This window comes from Hymenobacter sp. R533113 (genome assembly GCF_056835965.1).
This window is the reverse complement of sequence record NZ_JAKWBD010000001.1, coordinates 85,268-110,551: the sequence shown is the minus strand read 5'-3', so window position 1 is coordinate 110,551 and position 25,284 is coordinate 85,268. Positions and strand designations below refer to the sequence as shown.

Annotated in this window: 26 protein-coding genes and 1 tRNA gene; 9 read left to right on the top strand and 18 right to left on the bottom strand. The window is 54.3% G+C overall.

All coding sequences use genetic code 11. The features are described from left to right. Positions 1 to 814: 814 nt before the first annotated feature. From MKZ35_RS00460 to rpmH, 10 genes are all read right to left on the bottom strand, one after another. Positions 815 to 1,876 carry an APC family permease gene (locus MKZ35_RS00460; protein WP_482511271.1) on the bottom strand — a complete coding sequence of 354 codons (1,062 nt, stop codon included), beginning with the start codon at positions 1,874 to 1,876 and terminating at the stop codon, positions 815 to 817. A 24-nt stretch (positions 1,877 to 1,900) separates the two neighbouring features. Next, positions 1,901 to 2,086 carry a hypothetical protein gene (locus MKZ35_RS00455; protein ID WP_482511270.1) on the bottom strand — a complete coding sequence of 62 codons (186 nt, stop codon included), beginning with the start codon at positions 2,084 to 2,086 and terminating at the stop codon, positions 1,901 to 1,903. Positions 2,087 to 2,217: 131 nt separating this feature from the next. After that, complete coding sequence (locus tag MKZ35_RS00450) at positions 2,218 to 2,727, bottom strand: DUF2480 family protein (protein ID WP_482511269.1); 510 nt, start codon at positions 2,725 to 2,727, stop codon at positions 2,218 to 2,220. Between the two features lie 72 nt (positions 2,728 to 2,799). Then, positions 2,800 to 3,630, bottom strand: a complete 831-nt coding sequence (locus tag MKZ35_RS00445; protein ID WP_482511268.1) for an IS5 family transposase — start codon at positions 3,628 to 3,630, stop codon at positions 2,800 to 2,802. A 138-nt stretch (positions 3,631 to 3,768) separates the two neighbouring features. After that, positions 3,769 to 4,023, bottom strand: coding sequence for a hypothetical protein (locus MKZ35_RS00440; RefSeq protein ID WP_482511267.1), 255 nt, complete (start codon positions 4,021 to 4,023; stop codon positions 3,769 to 3,771). Further along, positions 4,023 to 4,454: a tRNA (adenosine(37)-N6)-threonylcarbamoyltransferase complex dimerization subunit type 1 TsaB gene (gene tsaB, locus MKZ35_RS00435; protein WP_482511266.1), complete on the bottom strand. Its 432-nt coding sequence runs from the start codon at positions 4,452 to 4,454 to the stop codon at positions 4,023 to 4,025. The genes MKZ35_RS00440 and tsaB overlap by 1 nt, the downstream gene beginning before the upstream one ends. A 139-nt stretch (positions 4,455 to 4,593) precedes the next feature. Further along, on the bottom strand, positions 4,594 to 4,932 hold the full coding sequence (locus MKZ35_RS00430; protein WP_482511265.1) for a hypothetical protein: 339 nt from the start codon (positions 4,930 to 4,932) through the stop codon (positions 4,594 to 4,596). Positions 4,933 to 4,961: 29 nt separating this feature from the next. Then, positions 4,962 to 6,293 carry a S41 family peptidase gene (locus MKZ35_RS00425; protein WP_482511264.1) on the bottom strand — a complete coding sequence of 444 codons (1,332 nt, stop codon included), beginning with the start codon at positions 6,291 to 6,293 and terminating at the stop codon, positions 4,962 to 4,964. Between the two features lie 92 nt (positions 6,294 to 6,385). Further along, positions 6,386 to 6,739 carry a ribonuclease P protein component gene (locus MKZ35_RS00420; protein WP_482511263.1) on the bottom strand — a complete coding sequence of 118 codons (354 nt, stop codon included), beginning with the start codon at positions 6,737 to 6,739 and terminating at the stop codon, positions 6,386 to 6,388. A 43-nt stretch (positions 6,740 to 6,782) separates the two neighbouring features. Further along, the gene (gene rpmH, locus MKZ35_RS00415) at positions 6,783 to 6,941 is read right to left on the bottom strand and encodes a 50S ribosomal protein L34 (RefSeq protein ID WP_084444044.1); all 159 of its coding nucleotides are present in this window, start codon (positions 6,939 to 6,941) and stop codon (positions 6,783 to 6,785) included. Between the two features lie 230 nt (positions 6,942 to 7,171). Between rpmH and MKZ35_RS00410 the strand changes: the two genes are divergently transcribed. Next, positions 7,172 to 8,905 (top strand): M61 family metallopeptidase, encoded by a 1,734-nt coding sequence (locus MKZ35_RS00410; protein ID WP_482511262.1) that lies wholly within the window; start codon positions 7,172 to 7,174, stop codon positions 8,903 to 8,905. A gap of 120 nt (positions 8,906 to 9,025) precedes the next feature. Beyond that, a complete protein-coding gene (locus MKZ35_RS00405; RefSeq protein ID WP_482511261.1) occupies positions 9,026 to 9,703 on the top strand; it encodes a hypothetical protein in 678 nt (225 codons plus the stop codon). A 64-nt stretch (positions 9,704 to 9,767) separates the two neighbouring features. On the opposite strand, the gene MKZ35_RS00400 is transcribed toward MKZ35_RS00405, so the two are convergent. The 3 genes from MKZ35_RS00400 to MKZ35_RS00390 form a co-directional block, all read right to left on the bottom strand. Continuing rightward, on the bottom strand, positions 9,768 to 10,031 hold the full coding sequence (locus MKZ35_RS00400) for a hypothetical protein (RefSeq protein ID WP_482511260.1): 264 nt from the start codon (positions 10,029 to 10,031) through the stop codon (positions 9,768 to 9,770). Between the two features lie 138 nt (positions 10,032 to 10,169). After that, complete coding sequence (locus tag MKZ35_RS00395) at positions 10,170 to 11,099, bottom strand: PfkB family carbohydrate kinase (RefSeq protein WP_482511259.1); 930 nt, start codon at positions 11,097 to 11,099, stop codon at positions 10,170 to 10,172. A 97-nt stretch (positions 11,100 to 11,196) separates the two neighbouring features. Next, positions 11,197 to 11,270, bottom strand: a tRNA-His gene (locus MKZ35_RS00390). A gap of 247 nt (positions 11,271 to 11,517) precedes the next feature. On the opposite strand from MKZ35_RS00390, the gene MKZ35_RS00385 reads away from it, so the two are divergent. Further along, a complete protein-coding gene (locus tag MKZ35_RS00385; protein WP_482511258.1) occupies positions 11,518 to 12,930 on the top strand; it encodes a DEAD/DEAH box helicase in 1,413 nt (470 codons plus the stop codon). A gap of 443 nt (positions 12,931 to 13,373) precedes the next feature. On the opposite strand, the gene MKZ35_RS00380 is transcribed toward MKZ35_RS00385, so the two are convergent. The 3 genes from MKZ35_RS00380 to MKZ35_RS00370 form a co-directional block, all read right to left on the bottom strand. Next, positions 13,374 to 13,838: a hypothetical protein gene (locus tag MKZ35_RS00380; protein ID WP_482511257.1), complete on the bottom strand. Its 465-nt coding sequence runs from the start codon at positions 13,836 to 13,838 to the stop codon at positions 13,374 to 13,376. 153 nt (positions 13,839 to 13,991) lie between these two features. Next, positions 13,992 to 14,681, bottom strand: a complete 690-nt coding sequence (upp, locus tag MKZ35_RS00375; RefSeq protein ID WP_482511256.1) for a uracil phosphoribosyltransferase — start codon at positions 14,679 to 14,681, stop codon at positions 13,992 to 13,994. Next, positions 14,669 to 15,577: a hypothetical protein gene (locus MKZ35_RS00370; RefSeq protein WP_482511255.1), complete on the bottom strand. Its 909-nt coding sequence runs from the start codon at positions 15,575 to 15,577 to the stop codon at positions 14,669 to 14,671. The genes upp and MKZ35_RS00370 overlap by 13 nt, the downstream gene beginning before the upstream one ends. A 271-nt stretch (positions 15,578 to 15,848) precedes the next feature. Between MKZ35_RS00370 and MKZ35_RS00365 the strand changes: the two genes are divergently transcribed. From MKZ35_RS00365 to MKZ35_RS00355, 3 genes are all read left to right on the top strand, one after another. Next, on the top strand, positions 15,849 to 17,660 hold the full coding sequence (locus MKZ35_RS00365; protein WP_482511254.1) for a capsule assembly Wzi family protein: 1,812 nt from the start codon (positions 15,849 to 15,851) through the stop codon (positions 17,658 to 17,660). 94 nt (positions 17,661 to 17,754) lie between these two features. Continuing rightward, positions 17,755 to 18,903, top strand: coding sequence for an NAD(P)/FAD-dependent oxidoreductase (locus tag MKZ35_RS00360; protein ID WP_482511253.1), 1,149 nt, complete (start codon positions 17,755 to 17,757; stop codon positions 18,901 to 18,903). A 205-nt stretch (positions 18,904 to 19,108) separates the two neighbouring features. Further along, the gene (locus MKZ35_RS00355; RefSeq protein WP_482511252.1) at positions 19,109 to 20,965 is read left to right on the top strand and encodes an ABC transporter ATP-binding protein; all 1,857 of its coding nucleotides are present in this window, start codon (positions 19,109 to 19,111) and stop codon (positions 20,963 to 20,965) included. Here the strand turns inward: MKZ35_RS00355 and MKZ35_RS00350 are convergent. Together MKZ35_RS00350 and MKZ35_RS00345 are read right to left on the bottom strand one after the other, a co-directional pair. Beyond that, positions 20,949 to 21,656: an IS630 family transposase gene (locus MKZ35_RS00350; protein ID WP_482512239.1), complete on the bottom strand. Its 708-nt coding sequence runs from the start codon at positions 21,654 to 21,656 to the stop codon at positions 20,949 to 20,951. The genes MKZ35_RS00355 and MKZ35_RS00350 overlap by 17 nt on opposite strands. After that, positions 21,556 to 22,113 (bottom strand): helix-turn-helix domain-containing protein, encoded by a 558-nt coding sequence (locus MKZ35_RS00345; protein ID WP_482511251.1) that lies wholly within the window; start codon positions 22,111 to 22,113, stop codon positions 21,556 to 21,558. Before MKZ35_RS00345 ends, MKZ35_RS00350 begins: the two co-directional genes overlap by 101 nt. A gap of 279 nt (positions 22,114 to 22,392) precedes the next feature. Here MKZ35_RS00345 and MKZ35_RS00340 point away from each other — a divergent pair, with 279 nt between their 5' ends. From MKZ35_RS00340 to MKZ35_RS00330, 3 genes are all read left to right on the top strand, one after another. After that, positions 22,393 to 22,998: a hypothetical protein gene (locus MKZ35_RS00340; protein WP_482511250.1), complete on the top strand. Its 606-nt coding sequence runs from the start codon at positions 22,393 to 22,395 to the stop codon at positions 22,996 to 22,998. After that, positions 22,998 to 23,597 carry a D-sedoheptulose 7-phosphate isomerase gene (gene lpcA / locus MKZ35_RS00335; RefSeq protein ID WP_482511249.1) on the top strand — a complete coding sequence of 200 codons (600 nt, stop codon included), beginning with the start codon at positions 22,998 to 23,000 and terminating at the stop codon, positions 23,595 to 23,597. Before MKZ35_RS00340 ends, lpcA begins: the two co-directional genes overlap by 1 nt. Positions 23,598 to 23,731: 134 nt before the next feature. Beyond that, positions 23,732 to 25,270 carry a YifB family Mg chelatase-like AAA ATPase gene (locus MKZ35_RS00330; RefSeq protein WP_482511248.1) on the top strand — a complete coding sequence of 513 codons (1,539 nt, stop codon included), beginning with the start codon at positions 23,732 to 23,734 and terminating at the stop codon, positions 25,268 to 25,270. Positions 25,271 to 25,284: the final 14 nt, after the last annotated feature.

Genomic DNA, 25,284 nt, shown 5'->3' with positions numbered 1-25,284 from the left:
TCATTTAATTCGTGTTGCTTGGTTCTACTTGTTTTAACTTGCCTTCCGTGTTACCGAGAGCTAATTAAAAGCTTTACCATTTGTTACTTTCCAATCATTCAAAGAACATTTGTCTCTTCCTTTCGAAGAAACCTAGCGAGTCGAGCGACTCGTACTGTTGTTAAAAACCAACCTTCTTTTGGATTGGGGATGCAAATATAAGAGTTGTTTTTGGCTTGTAAAGCGAAAGAGGTAAAATTTACAATCTTTATTTCAACTCTTTCTTGAGCCCTGTTTTTCTTTCGAATGCAAATTTAAACCCTTGATACTTTGCCTGACTTACTAGCTTCTCGATTTGGGAGTGCAAAGATATGAAAGTCTTAACTAAAGAGGCAAATAAATTTTATAAAATTGTTTGCTCACTACATTAAGTCTAATCAAATCATCTTATTTGCCCACCGCGTTTCGGATTGGGAGCGCAAAAGTGCAGGATAAATTTGTTGTTTGCAAGCGGGAAAAAGTGTTTTCGAGCTTTATTTGACATCGAATTTCTTAAATAACCATTATGGTGCTGATACACAACAGATTAGTACCACTGCCTATTCCAAATTATTTTAACAGAGCGCTACTGCCTCAATAATACAGCTCAATTGGTTGTAGATACTAGGCTTGTAAGAGTATATGGAAATCACCATTCATGATATCAGCAATAGGTGGTTGTGATATCATGTAATTATCTCTGCCAATGATGTTTACTAGAAGCCCGGCAGATTGAGACCTTTATATATGAACATTCAGGACTTTGCCCTTGTTCGGTGCCCTCCATAATAAACTACTAAGCCACCAAGATCGTTGCCAACCCATAAATTGATTCAGTAGGGCTATTACGAAGAATAAAAAGTAGCGTCCAGCCACTAAGGGTTAAAAATAGGATCGGCGTGAGGGGATAGCCCCACGCGCGGTAAGGCCGCACCAGGTCGGGCTGACGCCATCGGAGCACAAATAAGCCCATTACTGTCAGAAAAGTGAACAAACTGAGGACAAAGCCCGCGTAGAGCAGCACCGCTTTGAACGTGGAGGTAAAAATAAACAGGAGCGTGAGGGCCGTTTGAATCAACAAGGCACGCACTGGAACACCTGCTTTACTTACGACTGCTAGTTGGCGCAAAGCTGGCAGATCCTCACCCATAATCTGCATGATCCGCGGGCCGGCAAAAATTATTGAACTGATAGTAGACAAGAGCAAGCCGGCAATGATGCCCCCCATGAGTTGTCCTACTGACGGTCCAAAAAGATGGTTGGCAGCTATATATCCTACTTCTACTTGTTCAGCAAGCTTGATAATAGGAGTTGAATAAAAAAAGATGAAGTTTAGTGCCACATATAATAAGGATACTATTGATATACCTATAAGCAAGATACGCGGCAAGTTGCGCTGGGGGGCTCTTACCTCGCCGGTCAAATACACAGCCGCATTCCAACCGGAGTAGGCATACGAGACATAGATCAATGACACAGCAAACTCCGGACTGAGCAACTGACTCCAATCGGTAGGCTGGGGGGCAAATTGGATAGGTTGTGGCTCAGCAAGCAGCCATCCAGCTCCGATAAATGCCAGCAGCACCATCACTTTGACTGCGGTAATAACCACTTGCAAGTAGCTTCCAGCCCGGCTGCTCGTGGCATGAATAGCCGTCAGCACTAGCACTACCGCTACAGAGAGCCACAGCGGATTCAGGGCTGGCCATACACTGGTAGCATAACTGCTTAAGGCTATTGCGCCAAGCGCCGTCGGAGCAGCAAACCCCACGGTAGCGGATACCCAGCCCGACAAAAAGCCGACAGCCGGATGATATATCTGGGATAAATAATGGTATTCGCCTCCGGAGCGAGGCATGGCAGCAGCCAACTCGGCGTAGCACTAGGCGCCACATAAGGCAATAAGCCCCCCAACAACCCACAGCATCAGCACCACAAAGCCACTTTGGATATTAAGCAACTTAAAGCCCAAGGTGTTAAAAACACCCGTTCCTACCATATTAGCTACTACTAAGGCAACGCCAGTAGTAGCTAATATGGTAGGAACGGGTGCCGTGGGTTTACTCATGCAAGGCGGTTAAGTCTTCCTATCTAATAGGGCAAGTTCAGAGCACATTCTTACCAAGTGTATTCTATATAATAAGACAGGGCGTAAACCAACCTCACTTATACTGGCTCACTGTACTGCAAAATCAGCAGCTATATTTTAGGACGCTTATACAATGGCACGGTGCTGCATGGCTCCCCGTACATCATGCTGGCTGCTACTGGCAATAGCTTTTGCATAATAGCTACATAAGCATACGTCGGCACCGGAATGTTGCCACAACCCTTCACTACCACTTTCGCGTCGCGATATTCCTCGGCATCGATGGCTGCAATGGCCTCCTGAAACAACTCCTGCTCCAAGGCTTCTAAGTCGCCAAATACGTACCGATGGGCGTGCCCTTGAAGTTTTGTGGCCAGCAACATATAAGCCCAGGTAGGCACAATGGCATCGGCCGAGCAGATGATAGCTACGTTTTTACCGTCGTACTGGCTCCAGTCGTGGGTCTTAACGAATTCGCGAAAGTCCTTTTCGCGCAGAATAAGCCCCTGAAATAGGTTGTCTTTGATATCATACACGATGCGCTCGCCGGGATGCAATAGCAATTCCAGATTAAGCGTGGTGAGGGCGCTTTGTGCTACGCGGTTAATGATTTCTTCCATATAAATAAGACCCAAAAGGCTTCAAATTAGTGCAAAGATTTTCTTCAGCTACTCATCAATAGATGAAGCTGTTTAGAAAGTCGGTTTAGGGTTGATTTTTCGCAGAAAGAGGACGATGAACGCCAACCAATGCCACGCCAGCCAGTTGCCGATGCTGGTTTCATAGCGTACGAGTAAGGTTTTGAAGCTATCGAGCCAGGCATTGGCGTGTTCCACCACGGCGCGCCGACGGTAGAGTTCGGGGTCAAAGAACGTGTCATCAGCCGTTTGCCAATCGGTGGCGCGGCGGTTGCGGGCGATGTTGGCTTCGATGTCACGGGCGGCACAAGCTTGGCGCAACTCGGTGGTATCGAAGGCGCTATCGGCGTTTAAAAACAGCCCAGCTACCGCAATGCCGGCCGCTTCGAGCAGTACGCACAACTCCTCAAACAAGACCGCCAAGCGGTAGCTGTCGTGGTGGTTGCCGGCTTGCGGGGTCGCACAAGCCAGGGGCTGGCCTTGATTGTCGGCCAGGAACAGGGCCGTGGTGGTGCGGGCCTTTTTGCGCCCCTGATAGCCCACGGCCGCCCCACCGTTTTTGGCCGGTGTATGGCTGCCGTCGAGTTGCACGCTGGAACAATCGAGCAGGTGTTTGTTGCGCCGTAACACGTTTAGCCACATTACTTTCCACGACCCATCTTTGCGCCACTTATTGAACCGGGCATATACGCCTTGCCAAGTCACAATGGCACCGGTGAAGAACTGTTTAACCGGCAAATAGCGCCACTGGCAGCCGGTTTTGAGTTTGTAGAGCAGCGCTTCAAGCAACTCGACCGGGTCCACCCGACTAGGGCGACCAATGGGAGACTGGGGCAGATGTGGCAGAATCCAGGTACGAATAATATCTTTGGGCAGGACTTCCATGAAGCAGGTGAGATGAGGTGGGTCGCACCCCAAATTTCGCCCGTATTGTGGGAGTCCTTTGCGTTTCTGTTGACCAACGACTACTTTCTAAACAGCTTCGATGACTCAGGAGCGCTATGGCATTGTTTCTAAGACTATCTACTTCGCCTTTGGAGTAGTTGTATATACTTCCTTTAAATAAAACGGCTCGTAGTACGCAACATCCCGAAACTCCTGACGCTGAAATGCCCCCCAGGCCAAAGCACCCACCGCCACCGCTGACGGCTCGATGCCCACCAAGAAGCCAGCGTTGAGTTGCCCAGCTAGCAGTGGCTGAAATTTAACTGCTCCGTTGCCAAAGAATAACACCCGATGCTCACCTAATTGTTCAGCTAGTGCATCAGGAGTCAACACTAAGGCTGTGGGGGCAAAACTTCCTGGCTGTCGTGGGTATATAAAGCGGTGTAGACTTCCATGCGCCGCGCATCTAGCATGGGGCAATAAAGACAGGTTTCGGGAGACGCGGTATAGGCGGCTACTTGCCAAGCCAATGCCTGTAACGTACTAACGGCCAGCAACGGAATATCCAAGGCGAAGCACAATCCTTTGGCGGCCGCCCCACCGATCCGCAGGCCCGTGTACGAACCTGGCCCATCGGATAGAGCCACCGCCGCCACGTCTTGCAGTCTGTGACCCGTGTTTTCCAGCAACTGGTTTATTAACACGCTTAGGTGAGATGAGTGCGATTTTTCCCGTCGCAGTTCCGCCTGGCCCATTAAAACACCCGCTTGGTGCACGGCCACAGAACACACAGGAGAAGAGGTTTCAAGGGAAAGAATAAGCATAAGCCAGGGTTATTTGTGCAAAGGTACAACTAGAAAGAGGCGCCATGCTGATCGGATGAAAGTCACCTTTCGGCCGGCAAAACTAAAAAAAGCAGACCCCTACGGAGCCTGCTTTTGCTTATCATAAAATGCCTAATGGTTACTTCTCCCCTGTTTTCTTTCCCTCGGGCCGAGATTTGGCCTCGGGCGTGCCTGGCTTTAGGAGTGCTGCATAGCGCGCCTGATCGTTCAACACATTCATAGCCATAAGGATATCCGGGTCATCATCGAAGCTGGCTTCGATCTGGCCTTTCTGAAAGTAGTAGCGCGACACGATTTCCTGCTCCAACAACTCCCGAATCTCGGGTTTGAAGCGAGTTAAGTCGTTGCTCTTGTTGGTAGAAACCTTACGACGAATAGCTTCGATCTCGGCTTTTACGTCGTCGTAATGTTTTTCCTCCTTTGCCCTGCTACTTAACTGAGTAAGGCTTTTTTCCATATCAGTTGAGTAGCTCAAATCCTTGCCCCCTAAAAACTGAATGAACTTCTGGTACTCAGCATCAGAGAGGTGAAACTCGCGAGCGGGGGCAAAGTAGCGTGCGCGGCGCGGTAGCGGGTAGCATAGTCAAACAGATAGTTTTTCGTCAGGAGCACACGGGTGATATCGGCGATGGCGCGCTCCTGCACTTCCACATCGGGAGCTACGCCGCCGCCATCGTACACCACGCGGCCGCTAGTTGTTTTGAAGGCGGTGCGTAAGGAATCAGGCACTTTTCCCAGAGTGCCATCGTCGGCCCGATGAGCGTAGTCTATTTCCTGAATGCAGCGCCCGCTAGGAATGTAATACTTGGCCGTTGTTACTTTCAACTGGGAGTTATAGGACAAAGGCCGCGTAGCCTGCACTAGTCCTTTGCCGAACGTCCGTTTGCCGACCAACACGGCCCGGTCGTAATCCTGGAGTACGCCCGACACGATTTCAGAGGCGGAAGCAGAGCGGTTGCTGGTCAGCACCACAACCGGCATCTGCGTGTCCAGAGGCGCATCGAGCGCCTTATAGGTCTTGTTCCAGTCCGTGACTTTGCCCTTGGTGCTCACAATATCCAAACCCTTATTTACAAAGAGGTTAGAAACGTTAACAGCTTCATTGAGCAAACCGCCCGGATTATCGCGTATATCGAACACGATTTTTTTAGCGCCCTGCTCTTTCAGCTTCATCACGGCCAGGCGCGCCTCCTTACCTGCGTCGATGGTAAAGCCAGCCAGCTGAAAGTAGCCGATGTCGGGCGTCAGCATGCCGTAATACGGCACGTTTTCCACTTGAATCTTGTCGCGGGTGATGTTGATTTCTACCGGCACTTCCTGCCCATAGCGCGTCACCGACAGCTTCGCCACGGAGTTGGCCTGCCCTTTCAGCAACTTGCTGATATCGAAATTATTCTTGGTCGCAACGTTGACTCCATTAATAGTCAGAATCTCATCGCCGGGCAGCAAGCCAGCTTTTTGCGCCGGATAGCCTTCGTAAGCAGCCTGAACCACGGTTTTTGCTCCCCGCTTTACTACCACAGCCCCGATGCCGCCGTATTGCCCGGTGGTCATGGTACGGAAGTCCTCAATATCGTCTTCGGGAATATAGTTGGTGTACGGGTCCAGTGACTTGAGCATAGCGTCGATGCCCGTTTTCACCATTTTCGCGGGTGTTATCTCGTCCACGTAATACGTATTCACTTCCTTAAATAAGGTTGCGAAAATGTCGAGGTTCTTGGCAATCTCGAAGTAGCGCTCATTATCGGAGGCACTGCGGAAAGAGACGAGCAACGTGGCCCCACCTAAAAATAGGGCAGCCAGATATTTTTTGCGCATAAAAAGGCTGAAAGCGTGGAAAACAACCTACGATACAGGCACCACCTCAACGGTGGGGGTTGCATCAGTTAGCAAACGCTCCAGCCCTGAAATTAATTTTTTTTCAACCAGCGCGAAAGGCTTTTTTCCTTGCCCGAATAGATAATGCCCAGCAATGCAACAGAATGCCCCCCAGGTGCCTCCAGCAGCCGATATTTATTTAATCGGTACGCCTCACGCATCAGGCGCTTTAGCCGGTTGCGGTCCACGGCTCGCTTGAAGGAGCGCTTCGACACGCTCACCAGTACTTGGGGCGGGGCCGTAGTGGGCGCAGGCGCGGGCAGCCAGACCAGCCGCAAAGGGTATAAACCAAAAGAAGAACCCCGGCCGAAAAGCTCGTCAATGAGCTTTTTGCGACACAAGTGTTCTTCTTTCGGAAATGAGTAGGAGCGCGCGCCCGGCGCCATAGAGTTGGCGGGCTGGGGCGAATCGGCGGGAGCCGTCAGCGGTTTAGCGCTTATGACGACCCTCGTCGGATACCGTCAGGCGCTTGCGGCCTTTGGCGCGGCGGGAGGCCAGCACACGGCGGCCGTTGGCGGTTTCCATGCGTGAGCGGAAACCGTGCTTGTTGCGGCGCTTGCGCTGCGAGGGTTGAAATGTTCTTTTCATCGTCTTGGAATGCTATTCGGGGATGGCCGGCAAAGGTAAGGCCTTCATTTGTAAATGCCAAACAGTATAGAAAAGTAGTAGTTGCTTTGTTGACTTTCAGGCCTATTTAGGTATTCAGCCATATGCTTGAGCTTGTATGGGAAGCTACTCCGTATACATTTGACTTCAGCAACCTACCTTGTTTTTGGAGCACCGACGTACACTGCAGCCGCGAAGCATATATCCCCTTTATGATTCACTATCACGTCTCGTTTGAGAATCCGCTTACTTTTTATCTGCAAATTCAGCTGACCCTGACTGTGCCGGCTGAAGCTACTGAGGCGCTGGAGCTGCAGCTGCCAGCCTGGCGCCCTGGGCGCTATGAATTGCAGAACTTTGCGCAAAAGATTCAGCGGGTGGTGATAGATGATGCCGATTCGGGCGAAGTTCTCCCCTACCGTAAGCTGACAAAGGACCGCTGGCAACTGACGGGAGCAGCGGGCCGAACAGTGCGGGTGCGCTACAACTTTTATGCTCATCAGATGGATGCGGGCGGCTCCTGGTTTGATGAGAGTCAGCTATACATAAATGGCGTGCAATGCTTACTGTACGCCGAGGGCCATCAGCAGGAGCCTTGCGAATTGACGCTGGAACTGCCCGACACCTATCAGATTGCGTGTGGCTTGCCCCAAAAAGCCCCCCACATGCTGCAAGCCGATAGTTTTGAGCACCTCATCGAATGTCCGCTGATAGCCAGTCCCACATTGCAGCACCACGAATACCAGGCGCAGGGTATACCCTTTCATGTCTGGGTGCAGGGCGAATGTGACCCCGACTGGCCGCGTCTGCTCCAGGATTTTGCGGCCTTCTCGGACGAGCAGCTAAGTTTATTCGGCAGCTTTCCGGTGGCTGATTACCATTTTCTCAATCAAATACTGCCTTACAGCCATTATCACGGCGTTGAGCACACCAACTCCACGGTTATCACGCTGGGACCCGCGCCGCTGCTGATGACGGAGGGGCTTTATAAAGAACTGTTGGGGGTAAGCTGCCACGAGTTGTTCCACACCTGGAATATTAAAAGCATCCGACCGGTAGAGCTATTGCCGTACGATTATACCCAGGAGCAATACTTCCGCACCTGCTACATCGCCGAAGGCATCACGACTTATTACGGTGAGTACCTATTGGCGCGCAGCGGCGTGCGCACGGCCGAACAGTATTTTCAGGAGCTGAATACGGTGCTGCGCAAGCACTACGAAGACGACGGCCGCTTCAACCTGTCGCTGGCCGATGCCTCGGTGGACCTTTGGCTGGATGGCTATAAGAACGGCGTGCCCGATCGTAAAGTGTCGGTGTACCACAAGGGTGCGCTGGTAGCGCTGCTCCTGGATCTGGCGCTGCGGCAGCTCTCCAAACATCAACGCAGCCTCGACGACGTATTGCGGCGACTGTGGCTGGAGTTTGGGCAGCCGGGTGTGGGCTACACCGAGGACGATTATATCCGCTTGGTAGAAGAAGTAGCAGGCCGGCCCATGCGACAATACTTCGACAGTTTTATTTATGGCATAGCCCCCTTGGAAGAGCCTCTGACGAAGGCTTTACACTTTGTGGGCTGCACTCTCCTGCAGCAGGAAAACGTATCGGCTGCGGAAGGCGTATTTGGCTTTAAAACAATTGTTAAAAACGAGCGAACCGAAGTAACGAACATCCTCCCCCACTCGCCCGCGGCCGCAGCGCTTACCGTTGACGACGAAATAATAGCGGTGAATGGGCAGCGGGTGCAGATGAACTTACAGGTGCTGCTCAACAGCGGAGCACCAAGCTATGAAGTAAGCGTGTTTCGTCAGAGTCGCCTGCTTACTGTACAGCTAGTGGCTGATCCAAGCAAGCGTTTTTGGCCGAAGATTACCATTGAAAAACGCCCCGATGCTACGCCAGAACAGCAAATGAGCTTTCGGCAGTGGCTGAAGCAAGATTTCTAATTCTGTGCTTGTATGAACTTGTATCCGATTCTTCTTACGCTGGGGGGCATTTCGCTGATAAGCTGCGATAGTAGTCCCCAAGAAGGCGCTAAAACCCAAGTAGGGCCACCTGTAGCAACTGTGCAGCCAAAGGTTGCGGCACCCGCTACCCCAGCAACGGCGGCACCTACGGCTAAAATCCTTCGCTCAGAGACGGATACTCTTCGGCTTCGCAACGGCAGTATAGCTCAGCTTACTCCAGCCCGCGAAGCTGAGTTTGCTCGCCTCAATGGCATTGACACTGACACCACCGAACAGAAATATATCCAGTTGGCAGGGGGCCGTGCCCACCGCCGCGCTGATCAACTTCTTCTTACGCTCACAAATGGCCGTACGCTTACGCTAACCAATAATATAACCGACCCCGACGAGGAAAAACACGTTGTCTACCGCTTTCGGGGACCTTTAGATAACAGCGACTTCTGGGTGCTGGATGTTACGCGGTGGGAGTCAGGATTTGTGCTCCTCGTTAATCAGCATACGGGTAGGCGCACCCGGCTTTGGGGCCGTCCAGTGTTAGCGCCCAACGGCACGCACTTGGTCACGTCCAACTCCGATATGGAAGCGCACTATTCACCTAATGGCCTGCAGGTTTGGTCATTGGAGAGTGGCATTCCGATGTTGCGCTGGAACCGTGTAGTGAATACTTGGGGACCGGAAGAAGTACGCTGGCTGAATAATAAAACGCTCATCATCCGGCAGTACTACCCGGATAGCACCCCTCAGATCAAGTATGCGCGTCTGTTGCTGCCTCAGTAGCTTATCGCACAAAAAAGCCCCCAGATGTAATTGTGGGAGGCTTTTTTGTGCGATATACCAATTTTTACTTCGCCTTCTGCTGGGAAGGATTGGGGTTACTGCGCGGCTTGTTGGTACGAGCCGACAATATTTCGTTGACGTTGCCGCCGGGCGTATTGCCCTTAATATTGTTGCCCGCTTCGGTGAGTATATTCTGGTTGGCGTTCTGCACTTTTGTTCCGCCGCTATTGGAGCCGCCTTTCATATCCGGTGCTACAGAATTGATTTCATTCTGCGGCGAGTCAGAGGCTACAGATTTCTTCTTCGAGGGCTTCTTATTTTCTGCCATGATAGTAGAGCTAAGGGTGAGAAGATTACTTCGCTCTTTTACCCAGCTTCTCTTTATTTAGTTGCTTAAAGGGTAGAAGCAAGCACATAAAAAAGCCCCCAGCACCGACGGCTGGGGGCTTTTTTGGTTTAATCAGGCTTATGCTTCTACGCTAATCGGCTCTACGTTTACCAGGTCAGCAAATTGCCGCTCGCGGGCTTCAATTTCTTCTTTGGTCAAATTGATCAGGCGCTCGGTGCCAAACTTTTCCACGCAAAACGAAGCCATTGCCGAGCCGTGAATGACGGCGCGCTTCATGTTGTCGAAGCTGATATCATCAGTGGCAGCGAGGTAGCCGATGAAGCCGCCTGCGAAAGTGTCGCCGGCGCCGGTTGGATCAAATACTTCTTCCAATGGCAACGCGGGAGCAAAAAACACTTTGTTCTTGCAGAACAGCAATGCACCGTGCTCCCCTTTTTTGATAATCAGATACTTAGGCCCCATAGCCATGATCTTACGGGCCGCTTTTACCAGCGAGTACTCACCGGAAAGCTGACGAGCCTCCTCATCATTGATGCTCAGCACATCCACCATCTCAATGGTCGTGATGAGTTCTTCGAGGGCCACATCCATCCAGAAGTTCATGGTATCCAGCACGATAAGCTTCGGCCGATTGACGAGGCGCTGAATAACCAGACGCTGTACCTGGGGCGTCAGGTTGCCCAGCATCAGGTATTTGCAGTCTTGGTAAGAATCTGGAATAATAGGGTCGAAATCAGCCAGCACATTGAGTTCCGTTTGCAGAGTTTCGCGCGAGTTCAGATCCGTTGAATATTTACCTGACCAGAAAAAAGACTTCTCCCCCTCTTTTATTTGCAACCCCTCCGTGTCGACGCCGTGCTCTTGCAACAACAGCACATCTGACTGCGGGAAATCGTCGCCTACTACGGCCACCAGCTTCACCGGCTTCACGGAGTAAGAGGCTGACAGCGTGATGTAAGTAGCCGCGCCACCAATAATTTTGTCCGTTTTGCCGAAAGGCGTTTCCAGGGCGTCGAACGCCACCGAACCGATAACTACCAGACTCATAAGAAGAGGGAATAAAAGTGATTCAAGCAGATGATTTGAAGTTGACAACGGCACAAACAAAAAAAGTCCCCGGAAAAACTTTCGGGGACCTTTTCAGGGTAAGCAATGGGGCTCGAACCCACGGCCTTCGGAATCACAATCCGATGCTCTAACCAGCTGAGCTATGCCTACCAGATGGGTAATGGAGGGACAAAAGTAGCGGTATGCCGGGGTTAATCAAAAAATATGAGAGAGTTTTTTGAGCAGCGCGGAAGTAGCGCGAAGCTTCCGCTTCGCGCACGAGCAACACGAGTATGCGGCACCGCCCTGCTTATGCCAACGCGTAGGAACTCGCTATGCTCGTGCGCGAAGTGGAAGCTTCGCGCTACTCTCCTACCGAAGCGTCGTACCTTTGTCTTTCGCATTAGCTTTTTTTATCATGTCCGACGCCACGCCCCAACCTATTTCCTTCGCCGATTTCAAGCTCAATAAGCAGCTACTTACGGCCGTGGCTGAAGCAGGCTTTACGGAGCCTACTCCGGTTCAGCAGCAAACCATTCCGCTTCTCCTCGCCGGGCACGATGTGTTGGGCATTGCCCAGACTGGCACCGGCAAAACCGCCGCTTTTGGTTTGCCCTTGCTCATGAAGGTAAAATACGCGCAGGGTATTCATCCCCGGGCCTTAATTTTGGCCCCTACTCGTGAGTTGGCCATTCAGCTCGAAACGCACATAAAGCGCCTTGCTACCCAAACCGACCTGCGGATTTACGCTATTTATGGCGGCTTGGGGCCCAAAACGCAGATCGAAACCCTGGCCCAGGGCGTTGATATTCTAATCGCCACACCAGGGCGGTTGCTGGAGCTGTACCTGAAGGGCGACTTGGTTCTGAAAGAGCTAAAAACCCTGGTGCTCGACGAGGCCGACAAGATGATGGACATGGGCTTTATGCCCCAGATCAGGCGTATTCTGGAGGTCATTCCGACGAAGCGGCAGAACGTACTGTTCTCGGCCACCATGCCGGATAAGGTAGCCACGCTGAGCGAGGAGTTTCTGGAGTTTCCGGTGCGGGTAGAAGTGACGCCATCGGCTACTTCAGCCCAAAACGTGAGCCAGACGATGTATCAGGTGCCTAATCTGCTCACTAAGATCAACTTGTTGGGCTATCTGGTGCGCGATGAGGAAGTCTTCAACCGCGTCATGATTTTTTGCCGCACCAAGGAACACGCCGACAACGTGGCTCACTTTCTGGGGCGTAAAAGCACGGGAGAGGTACGCGCTATTCACGGCAACAAGGGCCAGAATGTGCGTATCAACGCGATGGAGGCTTTCCGTGCTGGTGAGCTGCGCTTCTTGGTGGCTACCGATGTGGCGGCCCGCGGCATTGATGTGCCGCAGGTAAGCCATGTTATCAATTTTGATGTGCCGCTGATATACGACGATTACGTGCATCGCATCGGCCGCACGGGGCGGGCGCAGCATACGGGCGCGGCCATTACGTTTGCTAACGCCGCCGAAATGCACCATATGGGTCGCATTGCGGAGCTTATTAACCAAGCAATTCCAGAGTTGCCCCTGCCGCCGGACGTAACGGTGGCCGCTACTGCCTTTGATGAGCAACAGGGCATGGATCGGGAGATGGATGAGCGTCGTCGCCGCCTCGATCCGAACTTCAAGGGCGCATTCCACGAGAAGAAGGTACCGCTGCAAAAGGATATCGACAAGCGCACTGGTTTGCCTTATGTAGAAGGCCCAAACCGGAGCGTGAAAGGGCGTAAGGCTAATCCGTCGAAGGGACGGTCGTCGTCGCCAGCGAAAAAAGCGGTAGCTAAGGCCCGCAATCGTCGCAAATAAAGTTTGGTTCTACCCTCCGTTTTACTCGTTGCAAGCCATCAGACGATAGCCCGCCCGCACGGTTTCTTCGCACAGCGGCAGATATACCCTGACTCCTAAAGCATTAGTGTGCAAGAAAACCAATACAGGAGCGGCAGACGACCGTTCGTGTATGGTTGAAGAACGACCTTGCAAGGTGAATGATTGGGGTTTCATAGCAGCGAGGGAGAGAAGAACAAGAACTTAGATAATAGACAGAGCTAACTATAATAGGTCACGAACGAAGATTAACTATCTTTAGCACAAATATTTATGATTTACTTTACATCAAAGCAACACTATAATCTCCTTGTAACCAATACCCAGATCAGGGTATTTTCGTCATAATTTTTACTACGTAGAAATGCCCCCAGACCGATAGTCTGGGGGGCATTTCTACGTAGTTATATCACGCAACTTTAGTGTCAATGTTGAAAAATGGGCAGGTGGCTAAACTTGATGGTTATAAAGGTGAGGGCAACACCCCAGAGAGCCGCACTCCATAGCATGTGCAGCAGAATACTGGAGCGGGGCACGTGCAATTGGGTAGCAATGACGGTACCACCAATGGGACTAAACAGAATAGGCGTCAGGAAAGCAATGCCAGGCATGCCAAAGCGACGAAAGATGCTCACGATGCGGCGGCTGCGCTTGCTAAATACGGGCTTCCCCTTGCGCTGCCGCCGCTCCCGAATGTGCAGCGCCCAGGCACGACCCACGCCCGACACGATCAGGACGCTGGTCATCATGCCGGCCACGGTCAGCCCCCAGGTAAGAGCGAAAGACAAACCCGCCGCCGTGCCCGCAACCGGGCCCGCAAAGAACTTCAGAGTGCTCAGCAGGTAAACGGACGCATATTGGGCCAGTTCTTTGGCGAGTTCGGGTAGCACGAGCAAGAGATGTTTACAGCTTGAATGACAAATAGCAGCCAATAGCTTCGGGGCGTAAAGGTAACACGAAGCCTGTGCAACCTTTGGTTCCCTATACGCCGGCAGGTTGTGTGCCGTCTTCGTGAAGCCGCCTTCTCACAAGCACTCCCCTACTTACAGTTTGCTCCCGTACGATAAGTCGCCGGCGTCGCCGAGGCCGGGCATAATGTAGGCTTGGGCATTCAGGCCCTCATCAATGGCAGCTACCCAAAGCGTCGCCTCCGGAATTTCGCGGGTTACATACGCTACCCCCTCCGGGCTGGCAATAACGGCCGCAATGTGCACCTGGCGCGGCGTGCCAAAGCGCAGCATCGCCCGATACGTGAGCACCAGCGACTTACCCGTAGCCAGCATCGGATCGGCCAGAATAAGTACCCGCTCATCCAGGGAAGGAGCAGCCAGATAATCGACCTGTACCTGCACCTGCGAGGTGCCTTCAATGCGGTAGGCAGCCGCAAAAGCGCTGGGCGATTGGTCGAAATAATTCAGAAAGCCCTGATGAAACGGCAAGCCCGCCCGCAGCACGGTAGCCAGCACCGGAAAGTCGCGGAGCTGCTGGCTGTTAGCGGTGCCCAAAGGTGTTTGCACGGCCTTATCGGTATAGCTAAGCAAAGAGCTGATGCGATAGGCAATGATTTCGCCTAAGCGCTGAAGGTTGCGCCGAAAGCGCAGACTATCACGCTGTACGTCCACGTCGCGCAGCTCGGCCAGGAAATGATTAGCGATGGAAGGCTCGGCGCACACAATGTGCACGCGCTCGGAAAGGTCGGAAGTGGCTTCGGGCGTAGGGTTTAGCGCATCCATTGCAAATACCAGGGTTGGCGGGTTTGAGTGAGGGCCGCGTAAGGCACGGGCGTGGCGCCGAAGTTGGCGAAAAAACGAGCAATAGAAGGAATCATTCCACCCTCAAAGTCGAGGACTAAACCGGGCGAGCCCGCGTAGCGCTGAATTACATGGTCGAGCAGCAGCAGTGGGGTGCCGGCTTTTTTGCCCCCCAGCGAGGCGGCGGCGAACAAATAAATAATAATGTGAGCATCCCGGACGAACAGTGCCCCAGCCAGCAACTCGCCAGTGTCCGGCGCCCGCGCTTCCAGTATCAGCAATCGGCTGTGCATCTGCAAGGCTTCTACCAAAGTCAGCAAACATTTATAGTCTTGGCTTTTCAACCCAACAGTGGCCTTTTCCTTTTTGAATAGCTCGATAACAGGCGCTGCCAATGTAGTTTCAACAACTGTTAAAGGCTGAGGCTGCTCCTTACTACGGCTAATACGGCGGCGGTAGTCGGGGGCATAGGCGGCCAGCAACGTAGCATAAACGGGCGCCAAACTGAGCTGGTAGGTTTGGCGCTGCCCCAGCTTAAAGCTGGGCGGCGCGGATACCAGTTCATTTTGGGTGCTTAGCTGCAAATACAGATGCGCAAACCGACCAGCGGGCAGCAAAGCCAGATAGTCAAGCACATTGCGGTGGCGACTGGCAGCGGTGGTCATCAGGCCAAGCTGCTGGGTAAAAGGCGGCTGATACACGTCGCGGCCCCAGGGACGCGATTTTATCGGCAGCGGAAATACTGAGGCATAAGCGCCCGTGCTCTCGTTCACCTCTACCACGGCATCCCAGCGGCCAGCAGTTGCCGCCAGCCACCAAGCGCGCACATACGGCAGAGCTTCGGGCGCGGCAGCGATGCAGGCTTCCCAAGCGGGCAAATTGAGTTCAGAATGACGTAGGTAACGAAGCGGCAAGGGTACGGTCGAAAGTTACGAAGCTTAGTACGGCAACCCGAAGCAAAAGGAGCACGGCCTTGGGGGGCTATTTTAAGATGAAAAGTTTCAATAAACCAGCCTACCCACATTTTAGCCAGTGAACATTCTAGCCAGCGAAGCCGGACCGATTTTCGCGCGCAACCTACTTTGCCCCCCAAGTGCGTAGTTTTGTACAGCCGGGCACCTCAGTGGTCGTTTGGTCCTATTAAATAGTATGAGAAAATCAGTATTGCTGCTCACAGCGTTGAGCTTTCTGGCTGGGCAGGCCGTCGCCCAGGTGAACCCAGCTGGCCCCACGTATCTCCGCATTGATACGCTGGGCGCCAAGCCGCCAGTCGTTCCGACTCAGCCGCAAAGCGATGTGCAGGGCACTACGTATGTGCCGCTCGACAGCGATGTGTACCGGCTTATCGACCGCTATGCCATCCTTTTCGGCCCCGATTCGCTCAACGACCCGCATACTTCGGTGCGGCCCTACACTCGCGCCAGCGTAGCTCGCCTGGCCGAGCGCATCATCCGCGACAGTACTACAGCGGGCATTTCCCGCGCCGACCGCTTCAACGCCCGTTATCTGCTGCGCGACAACTGGCAGTTTACCAAGCAGGGTGTCGCTGCCAATACCTCAAAAAAGCCGGTGCTAGGGCGCTTTTACCGCAACCAGTCCGATTTTTTCCATGTAGCAACACCTGGTTTCACCTTGCGCGTGAATCCGGTAGCCAATCTTTCCGTGGGCCACGACACCGACATTGACGGACTGCGCTACCTCAATACCCGCGGCGTGCAGGTGGAAGGCACCATCGACCAGAAGCTGGGGTTTTATACCTTTTTGGCCGATAATCAGACGGCAGCGCCATTTTATGTACAGCAACGGGTACTGCGCGACAACATCGTACCTCACGAGGCTTTCTGGAAAACCTACAAAGACCGCTCCGACCAGTACGACTTCCTTTCGGGCCGCGGCTACCTGACGTACTCGGCCACGAAGCACATCAACTTACAGTTTGGCTACGACCGCAATACCATCGGCAACGGCTACCGCTCGCTTATTTTGTCGGACTACGCGGCGCCTTATTTGTTTTTGAAGGTAAATACTCGCATCTGGAAATTTAATTATCAGAATCTGTTTGCGGAAATGACGGCTGAAAAGGCCAATCAGGACACTATTTATCAAAAGAAGTACTTCGCGCTCCATCACCTCAGCCTTGATCTGGCGCCTAACTTTAATGTGGGCGTATTTGAGTCGGTGGTATTTGGGCGGGGCAAGGGGCGCTATGAGTTGCAATACCTCAACCCTATTATCTTCTACCGATCTGTTGAGCAGGCTATTGGCTCAAACGACAATGCCTTGCTGGGCCTCGATTTCAAGTGGAATATCAAGCGGCGGTTGCAGTTGTATGGGCAGGTAGTATTGGATGAGTTCGTTATTAGTGAGGCACGGGCGGGCCAAGGCTCGTGGCGCAACAAGCAATCCGTACAGCTAGGGGGCCGCTATATTAACGTAGCGGGTATCCGGAACCTCGATTTTCAGGGCGAGTTCAACTATATCCGGCCCTACACCTATCAGCACCTCGATCAGTACCGCAACTATCAGCACTACAATCAGCCTTTGGCCCACCCGATGGGGGGCAATTTGGTGGAGCTGCTCGGCATTATTAGCTACCAGCCCTTGCCGCGTCTGAACTTAGTGGCCAAAGGATTTTACACCGTTCAGGGCAATGATGTGGTGGACGAGAATGGCTTTCTAATAAACTACGGGGGCAATGTACGCCTGCCCTACACCAACCGTCCGCTCCAGGAAGATGGAAACCTGCGCATCGACGACTTTCGGGTGGGCGATGGTATCCAAACTGACCTTATCCACACCGATTTTACCGCTACGTATCAGGCCCGCCACAATGTATGGCTTGATGCGAAGCTCATTATGCGCCGCGTAACCAGCCCCGACGTAGACAACCTGACGAATAGCACGGTGTACCCGTCTCTGGCCTTTCGCTGGAATATCGCGCAGCGCCTCCACGAGTTTTGATGTAGCGCGAACTTTCAGTTCGCGTATCGTTGAACGAGGCAGCTTGGGGGCATTTTAGCAACGATACGCGAACTGAAAGTTCGCGCTACAAACAATGACCAACCACTACGATGTCATTATTCTCGGGGCCGGGCCGGCGGGCACGGCTTGCGCGCTGGCGCTCCGAGAAAGTGGTTTGCGCGTGGCCCTGGTAGATAAAGACCAGTTTCCTCGTGATAAAGTATGCGGCGACGCCATTCCTGGCTTGGCGCTAAAAGCCATTCGACAGCTCTCGCCCGCCTTGTATGAGGAGCTGTACGCGCTGCCGCAGAAAGCCGAAACCCGCGACAGTCGGCTGTTTGCCCCCGACGGTGGTGATATTCGGGTGCGTTGGCAGATTCAAACCTTCAACAGTCCACGCCTGCACTTCGATGCGCGGCTACTGGAGATGGTAAAAGCGCATACCGCAACGCAGGTGCAGCTTGATTTTCCGGTCAAGGATATTCACATCACGGCCGGGCAAGTCACTTTAATTCCGGCCAATGACCAGGCGCCGCTTACCTGCCAGCTACTGATTGGCTGCGACGGGGCCAACTCGGTAGCGGCCCGCAAGCTTATTAAACGCCCCCTCGACCGCGCCCATCAGTGCGTAGCCGTACGCGCCTACTTCCGGGGCCTCACCGACACCGACGAAACCACGACCGAGTTTTACTTCCTGCGCGAGTATCTGGCTGGCTACTTCTGGATTTTCCCGGTGGGTGACGGCGTTTATAACATCGGCTTCGGCATGCTCTCGTCTGACGTGGCGGCCCAGAAGATTGATTTAAAGAAAGTGCTGCTGGCCATCACCCGCGAGCATCCGCAGGTAGCCAAGCGCTTTGCCCAGGCTCAGCAGCTGAGCGCGGTCAGCGGATTTGGATTGCCGCTGGGGGGCAAATCTAGGCCTATTAGCGGCCACCGTTTTCTACTCTGCGGCGACGCAGCTTCCCTTATCGACCCACTGCAAGGCCACGGCATCGACACGGCCATTCAGAGCGGCATACTGGCGGCTAAACAGGTCATACGCTGCTTTGAACAGCAGGACTTTAGCGCGGCGCAAATGCGCCGGTACGAGCAAGCGGTGTATCAACAGATAGGCAAGAAGCTGGCCCGCAGCTACCGGCTGATGCGGTTTATTTCCACCAAGCCCTGGCTGGTAAACGCGGGCTTTGGCCTGGCGCGCCATGCGTGGGTGAAGAAATGGCTGCTGAGAGTGGTCGGATAGTGTAACGCCAAGCTCCAGCCTGACTGCGTTGTCTCGGTTGGTGAGTCGTTGGAATGTAGCGCGAAGCTTCTGCTTCGCGTATCGTTGAACGAAATTGTTCAACCTCAGCAAGGGTACGCGAAGCAGAAGCTTCGCGCTACATTCCAACGACCACAACGCGAGGCGAAGCGGCGCTTCGCGTTACGGCCTTACCTTTGCGGCTTCCATGAAAACTTACCTCCGCATTTTGGGCTATGCGCGGCCGTTCGCCGATTTCGTGCCCCTGTATTTTCTGTATACGGTGCTTGGCATCATATTCGGACTCTGCAACTTCACGCTGGTCATTCCGCTGCTCAACGTGCTGTTTGGCACCACGGAGCAGCATACCGCCACTGCTGCCGCGCCGCCGGACTTTGCGCTGTCAATCGACTACATCAAAACGACGTTCGATTATTACTTCACACGGGTCACGCTTTCCCGTGGCAAGCTGGGCGCGCTGAGCTTCGTATGTGTGATTCTGATTATCTCAGTTTTTCTGAGCAATCTGTTCCGGTATTTGGGCTTGCGCCTTATTGCCCGCGTTCGGGCCCGCGTCATCCGCAATATGCGCCACGCGTTGTACGAGCGCATCACGCAGCTGCAGCTCGGCTACTTTTCGGGCGAGCGCAAGGGCGACCTGATGTCGCGCCTCACCAACGACGTGCAGGAAGTAGAAGGCTCCGTCGTAAACACGCTGACCGGCGTCATCCGCGACCCGCTGTTTATCGTGGCTTATTTCATACTGCTGCTGTATATGTCGGTGAAGCTCACGCTGTTTACCCTGCTTATTCTGCCGGTGTCGGGCTTGCTGATTTCGGGTATTTCCAAGCGGCTCAAGCGGCAGGCCCACCAGAGCCAGGAGTCGCTGGGCACCATGCTGTCGGTAATTGACGAGACGCTGGGAGGCATTCGGGTTATCAAGGCCTTCAATGCCCAGCCCTATATCATGGGCAAGTTTCGGGCGCAGAACAACGAGTACGCACGTACGCTGCGGGCTATGGCCAACTCCCGCGATTTGTCGTCGCCCATCTCTGAATTTTTGGGCGTGGGCGTAGTAGCAGGGTTGCTGTTCTATGGTGGCACGCTGGTGTTGTCGGGCGAATCGGAGCTAACCGCATCGGATTTTATCGGCTATTTGATTTTGTTTTCCCAGGTGTTGGTGCCGGTGAAAGCCCTTGGCGGTGCTTTCAGCTACATTCAGCGGGGCTTGGTAGCCGGCGAGCGAATTCTGAAAGTGGTCGATACAGAGCCCATTATTCGCGACAAGCCCGACGCGCATGTGCTTCCTCCTTTCGAGCACCAGATCGAGCTGCGCGATTTGCTGTTCAGCTACGGCGACCAGCCTGTGCTCACCGACATCAACCTAATCATTCCCAAAGGCAAAACTGTGGCCTTGGTAGGTCCATCGGGTAGCGGCAAGTCGACCCTGGCCGACCTGCTGCCGCGCTTCTACGACCCTACTGGGGGGCAAATTCTGATCGACGGCCACGACGTGCGCGACTGTACTGTCCATTCTGTGCGCGAGCAAATGGGCATTGTAACGCAGGAAAGCATCCTTTTCAACGATACTATCTTCAATAATATCCGCTTCAACACGGAGGCCACAGAAGCGCAGGTGATAGAGGCGGCCAAGATTGCCAACGCCCACGAATTCATTCAGCAAACCCCCGAGGGCTACCAAACCTTTATCGGCGACCGGGGCTCGCGCCTCTCGGGCGGGCAGCGGCAGCGCCTCAGCATTGCCCGCGCTATTCTGCGCAATCCGCCCATTCTGATTCTGGACGAAGCTACCTCTGCCCTCGATACGGAGTCGGAAAAGCTGGTGCAGGAAGCCTTGACGCGCCTGATGCACAGTCGCACGTCGCTGGTTATTGCCCACCGCCTGAGCACCGTGCAGCACGCCGATGAGATTGTGGTGCTGCAAAATGGCCGCATCGTGGAGCGCGGTACTCACGAAGAGCTGCTGGCACAGGCTGGCGGCCTGTACCAGCGCCTGAATAGCATGCAAACCAACGGTATGCTAGTGCTTAGTCAGGGGAATTAGGCACCCTAATTTTCTGGTAATGTCGGCCGAGTTTGGTGCGGGCTTTTTCGAGGGAAAACTGCCAGTTGACCGTGGCCCGGCGCTCATTTCGCTCGGCTACACAAGCGGCCACGTGGGCGGTGAGCTCGTCCTGGGTGGGGATGCGCTGGTGGAGACACTGGCGGGCAATGGCCGAGAGTTCAAGTTCGACCATGTTGAGCCAGGAGGCATTTTTGGGCGTGTAATGGAGCTCGAAGCGCGCGGCCAGGGCGCGGGCCTGCGCGGCGGGCAGGTGCTGGTAAAAGACGGCATCGGTGTGGGTGTTGAGATTATCCTGCACTAACACGATTTTCTCCGCCTGCGGGTAGGCCGCCGCCAGGCGCTGCATAAAACGGCAGTAGTCCGCCCCGGTCCGGCGGGCGGAAACCTCGACCAGGCGCTGGCCGGTTGCTGGTTCAAAAGCGGCCAGCAAACAGGCCGTGCCCTGGCGTACATAGGTGCTGCTTTCGCGCCGGGGCCGGCCGGCTTTGGCGCGCTGGCCGTCGTGGGCGGGTTGGGCCGGCACAGGCGGCAGCGGCTCGACGGGCTGGCCGTGCAACACGCAGGGCCGCTCATCGAAGCAGACAACGGGAAAGCGTGGATCGTGGGCCCGCTCGTAGACGGCCAGCACGTCTTCCATCCGCGCCACAAAGGCCGCACTCACCGCCCCCAGGCACCAGTGCTGCTGGCGGTGAGGCTGCAATTCGTTTTTTGAGCACCTGCGCCACTGTTTCGTGGGAAATGGTTTCCACCAGGGCCAGTTCCACGGCTTTGTCGGCCAGCAAACGCAGGGTCCAGCGGCTGTGCCCCACCGGGGCCTGGGTGCAGGCCAGGGCCGTGATAGCGGCCCGGTCTGCCCCGTCGAAACGCCGCGGGCCGCCGCTCCGTGGCGCTTCACTGAGGGCGGCTTGCCAGCCGCCTTCTTCGTAGCGGCGGCGGAGCTGACTCACCGCCTGTCGGCTTAAGCCCACGGCTTGGCCGGCGGCCTGCTGGCCGATACCGGTGGCCAGCGCCAGCAGGGCCTGGGCGCGACGCACCGCCCGTACCGACCGGCGACCAGTGCGCGTAAAATTTTCGAGGGCGGCTTGGTCAGCAGCCGGCAGGGGAAAGGGAGTGATTGGACGGGCCATAGATTCCCAACGCTAACCCGCTTGTTTTGTTAACCAATCCCCCTGACTAAGCACTAGTATAAAACTCGGGTGAAAATAAATGAGCCTCGCCTAAAAAGCGCCCCAGACCTTGGAAAAAGCACTTACATTCAACCGAATACGGCTTGGTTGCGTTTAGCAGGATGGTGCCGGGGTTGCACTGCGCGACTAAAATGGGTAAAGGCCTATATTTAGCCCGCCGTTGTGGCTTCCACGCGTGGTCCAATCACCGGCTTTTCTTCCACTTAGCTCTCCCCTCCTATGCTTGCTTTCAAACGCTTAGTCAATGTGGTCGTCATGGTGTACTTGCTCCTGGCGCTGCTGTTCATCCTGATGCCCGCGTCCCGCGACTTTATGATGTCATCAATGGGATTGAGTGGCGACTTGGGGTTGGCAACATTTTATAACACGATGTTTGTCATCGGAGCCGTATTGCTGGCTTTGGAGTTGATCGTGGAGAACCTGTACAACGTGGCTTTGAAACGCGACCTTTCCCGCCAGGAAGGCAAGGTAAACGAGTTGAAAGCCCGCCTCTACGACCACCAGATGGAACAGCGCGACCGGGACTTGCAAGCGCGCCCCGCTCCAGCAACACCTTCTCGACCTGTTACGACAGCGCCGCTCGTTACGCCCGTTGCGCCTCCTACTCCCGTAGCGCAGCCAACTCCAGCGCCAGCCGCAACTACGACTACCACCACTACCCGCCTCGACCCGGTATATGTAGTGCCCGCTGATTCTACGCCGGATACCAATTTGCCCCCCAATACCAGTGTAGTCGAGACGCCCCCACACTCTAACGTTCCGCCTGCTTCTGCCGCCGACCTCGAGACCCCGCGGACTACACAGTATCCCTCTTCGCAACCCTAGTGACCAATTCGCTTACCAACCGCATTCAGGCTGAGCTTATTGAAGCCCGCACGGTCCTCGACCGTTTTCTGGCTGATCCGGCCAACATTACCGCTATCGAGCAAGCCGCTCGACTCATGGCCGACAGCTTGCGGCTGGGGGGCAAAATTCTGAGCTGCGGTAATGGCGGCTCTCTTTGCGATGCGCAGCATTTCGCCGAGGAGCTCAGCGGCCGCTACCGCCACGACCGTCCTGCCCTGGCGGCCATTGCTCTCACCGATGCCTCGCACATGAGCTGCGTAGCGAATGACTATGGCTACGACCACGTCTTCGGCCGTTTCGTGCAGGCCTTGGGTCGCCCCAACGATGTGCTACTGGCCATCAGTACCAGCGGCAACTCGCCCAATATCCTTCGCGCTGCCGAGGCCGCCAAAGCTGCCGGAATGCGCGTTGTAGGTCTCACCGGCAAGGATGGCGGGCAATTAGCTGCCCTCTGCGACGTGGAGATTCGGGCGCCACATTCGGGTTATGCCGACAGAATTCAGGAGATTCATATCAAGGCCATTCACATCATGATTATGCTGATTGAAGAGCTGGTAAACGAAAAAGCAGAAAGCTAAATCCTGTCAAGGGCTTTACACAATCGACTCAGCTTCTTATTAACCCAGCGAAAAAAGCCGGCCTCCAAATGAGGCCGGCTTTTTGGTGTCTATCTTTGGTCCAGCTTTCGACCTATCTTCTTTAGTTTTTATCAATGCTTACCAAAACCTACGGCTCGGCCGTGCAGGGAGTAAATGCCAATACTATTACGATTGAGGTAGTTGTATCACAAGGCACGTTATTTTACGTAGTCGGTCTGGCCGATAATGCGATTAAGGAAAGCCAGCAGCGCATTGAGGCAGCTCTGAAGTTTCGGGGGTATCGGATGCCACGCACTAAGGTAGTCGTGAACATGGCCCCCGCCGACGTACGCAAGGAAGGCTCGGCCTACGATCTGCCCATTGCTTTGGGTATTCTGCACGCTTCCCAGCAGCTGAATACTGAACGACTAGGCGAGTATATTATCATGGGCGAATTGGCGCTCGATGGCGGCTTGCGGCCTATTCGCGGCGTGTTGCCTATTGCTATCCAGGCACGCAAAGAAGGCTTCAAAGGCTTTATTCTGCCCCGCGAAAACGCCCAGGAAGCCGCCATCGTCAATAACCTCGACGTTATTCCGGTGGACAGCATGCAGCAGGCTATCGACTTCTTTGAGGGCCGCGAGGAAATTGCCCCCCTGCGCATCGATACCCGCGACGTATTTCAGCACACGGTTAACCAATACACCGCTGACTTCGCCGACGTGCAGGGTCAGGAAAACATCAAGCGTGCGCTGGAAATAGCGGCGGCTGGGGGGCATAATGCCATTATGATTGGCCCGCCGGGCGCTGGCAAAACCATGTTGGCTAAGCGCCTGCCCAGTATTCTGCCGCTGCTCTCCATGCAGGAGGCGCTCGAAACCACCAAGATTCACTCCGTAGCGGGCAAGCTGGGCACCAATGCTTCCTTGCTGACTACGCGGCCGTTTCGAGCACCGCACCATACTATTTCGGATGTGGCGCTGGTAGGTGGCGGCGGTAATCCGCAGCCGGGCGAAATCTCGCTTTCGCACAATGGGGTGCTGTTTCTGGATGAGCTACCCGAGTTTAAGCGCACGGTACTGGAGGTAATGCGCCAGCCATTGGAAGAGCGCCGCGTAACCATCTCACGGGCGAAAGTGAGCATTGAGTTTCCGGCCAACTTTATGCTCATCGCCAGCATGAACCCGTGCCCGTGCGGCTACTATAATCACCCGGAGAAGGAGTGCGTCTGCGGCCCCGGCGTGGTGCAGCGCTACCTTAATAAAGTGAGCGGCCCCTTGCTCGACCGTATTGATTTGCATGTGGAAGTCACACCCGTCACGTTCGATCAGATGACCGAAACCCGCAAATCGGAGAGCAGCGCCGACATTCAGCAACGGGTAGAAAAGGCGCGGGCCGTGCAAAGCAACAGATTTAAAGACTTCCCGGATATTCATTCCAATGCCATGATGCCTTCGCAAATGGTAAAGGACATTTGCCAGATAAATACGGCCGGCCGCGCCCTGCTCAAAACGGCCATGGAGCGCCTCGGCCTCTCGGCCCGCGCCTACGACCGCATCCTGAAAGTAGCCCGCACCATCGCCGACCTAGCGGGCACCGAGGAAATCCGCATCGAGCACCTGGCCGAGGCCATTCAGTACCGTAGTCTTGACCGGGAAGGCTGGGCAGGATGATTTCATTTGACAAT

Coding starts and splice junctions, on each gene's coding strand:
- MKZ35_RS00345 (WP_482511251.1), bottom strand. CDS start 22,113: ATGGCCCGTCCAATCACTCCCTTTCCCCTGCCGGCTGCTGACCAAGCC.
- MKZ35_RS00450 (WP_482511269.1), bottom strand. CDS start 2,727: ATGGAAGAAATCATTAACCGCGTAGCACAAAGCGCCCTCACCACGCTT.
- rpmH (WP_084444044.1), bottom strand. CDS start 6,941: ATGAAAAGAACATTTCAACCCTCGCAGCGCAAGCGCCGCAACAAGCAC.
- MKZ35_RS00395 (WP_482511259.1), bottom strand. CDS start 11,099: ATGAGTCTGGTAGTTATCGGTTCGGTGGCGTTCGACGCCCTGGAAACG.
- MKZ35_RS00400 (WP_482511260.1), bottom strand. CDS start 10,031: ATGGCAGAAAATAAGAAGCCCTCGAAGAAGAAATCTGTAGCCTCTGAC.
- MKZ35_RS00460 (WP_482511271.1), bottom strand. CDS start 1,876: ATGCCTCGCTCCGGAGGCGAATACCATTATTTATCCCAGATATATCAT.
- MKZ35_RS00430 (WP_482511265.1), bottom strand. CDS start 4,932: ATGGAAAAAAGCCTTACTCAGTTAAGTAGCAGGGCAAAGGAGGAAAAA.
- MKZ35_RS00385 (WP_482511258.1), top strand. CDS start 11,518: ATGTCCGACGCCACGCCCCAACCTATTTCCTTCGCCGATTTCAAGCTC.
- MKZ35_RS00360 (WP_482511253.1), top strand. CDS start 17,755: ATGACCAACCACTACGATGTCATTATTCTCGGGGCCGGGCCGGCGGGC.
- tsaB (WP_482511266.1), bottom strand. CDS start 4,454: ATGCTTATTCTTTCCCTTGAAACCTCTTCTCCTGTGTGTTCTGTGGCC.
- MKZ35_RS00455 (WP_482511270.1), bottom strand. CDS start 2,086: ATGAGTAAACCCACGGCACCCGTTCCTACCATATTAGCTACTACTGGC.
- MKZ35_RS00365 (WP_482511254.1), top strand. CDS start 15,849: ATGAGAAAATCAGTATTGCTGCTCACAGCGTTGAGCTTTCTGGCTGGG.
- MKZ35_RS00420 (WP_482511263.1), bottom strand. CDS start 6,739: ATGGCGCCGGGCGCGCGCTCCTACTCATTTCCGAAAGAAGAACACTTG.
- MKZ35_RS00425 (WP_482511264.1), bottom strand. CDS start 6,293: ATGCGCAAAAAATATCTGGCTGCCCTATTTTTAGGTGGGGCCACGTTG.
- MKZ35_RS00355 (WP_482511252.1), top strand. CDS start 19,109: ATGAAAACTTACCTCCGCATTTTGGGCTATGCGCGGCCGTTCGCCGAT.
- MKZ35_RS00410 (WP_482511262.1), top strand. CDS start 7,172: ATGATTCACTATCACGTCTCGTTTGAGAATCCGCTTACTTTTTATCTG.
- MKZ35_RS00445 (WP_482511268.1), bottom strand. CDS start 3,630: ATGGAAGTCCTGCCCAAAGATATTATTCGTACCTGGATTCTGCCACAT.
- MKZ35_RS00340 (WP_482511250.1), top strand. CDS start 22,393: ATGCTTGCTTTCAAACGCTTAGTCAATGTGGTCGTCATGGTGTACTTG.
- upp (WP_482511256.1), bottom strand. CDS start 14,681: ATGGATGCGCTAAACCCTACGCCCGAAGCCACTTCCGACCTTTCCGAG.
- MKZ35_RS00330 (WP_482511248.1), top strand. CDS start 23,732: ATGCTTACCAAAACCTACGGCTCGGCCGTGCAGGGAGTAAATGCCAAT.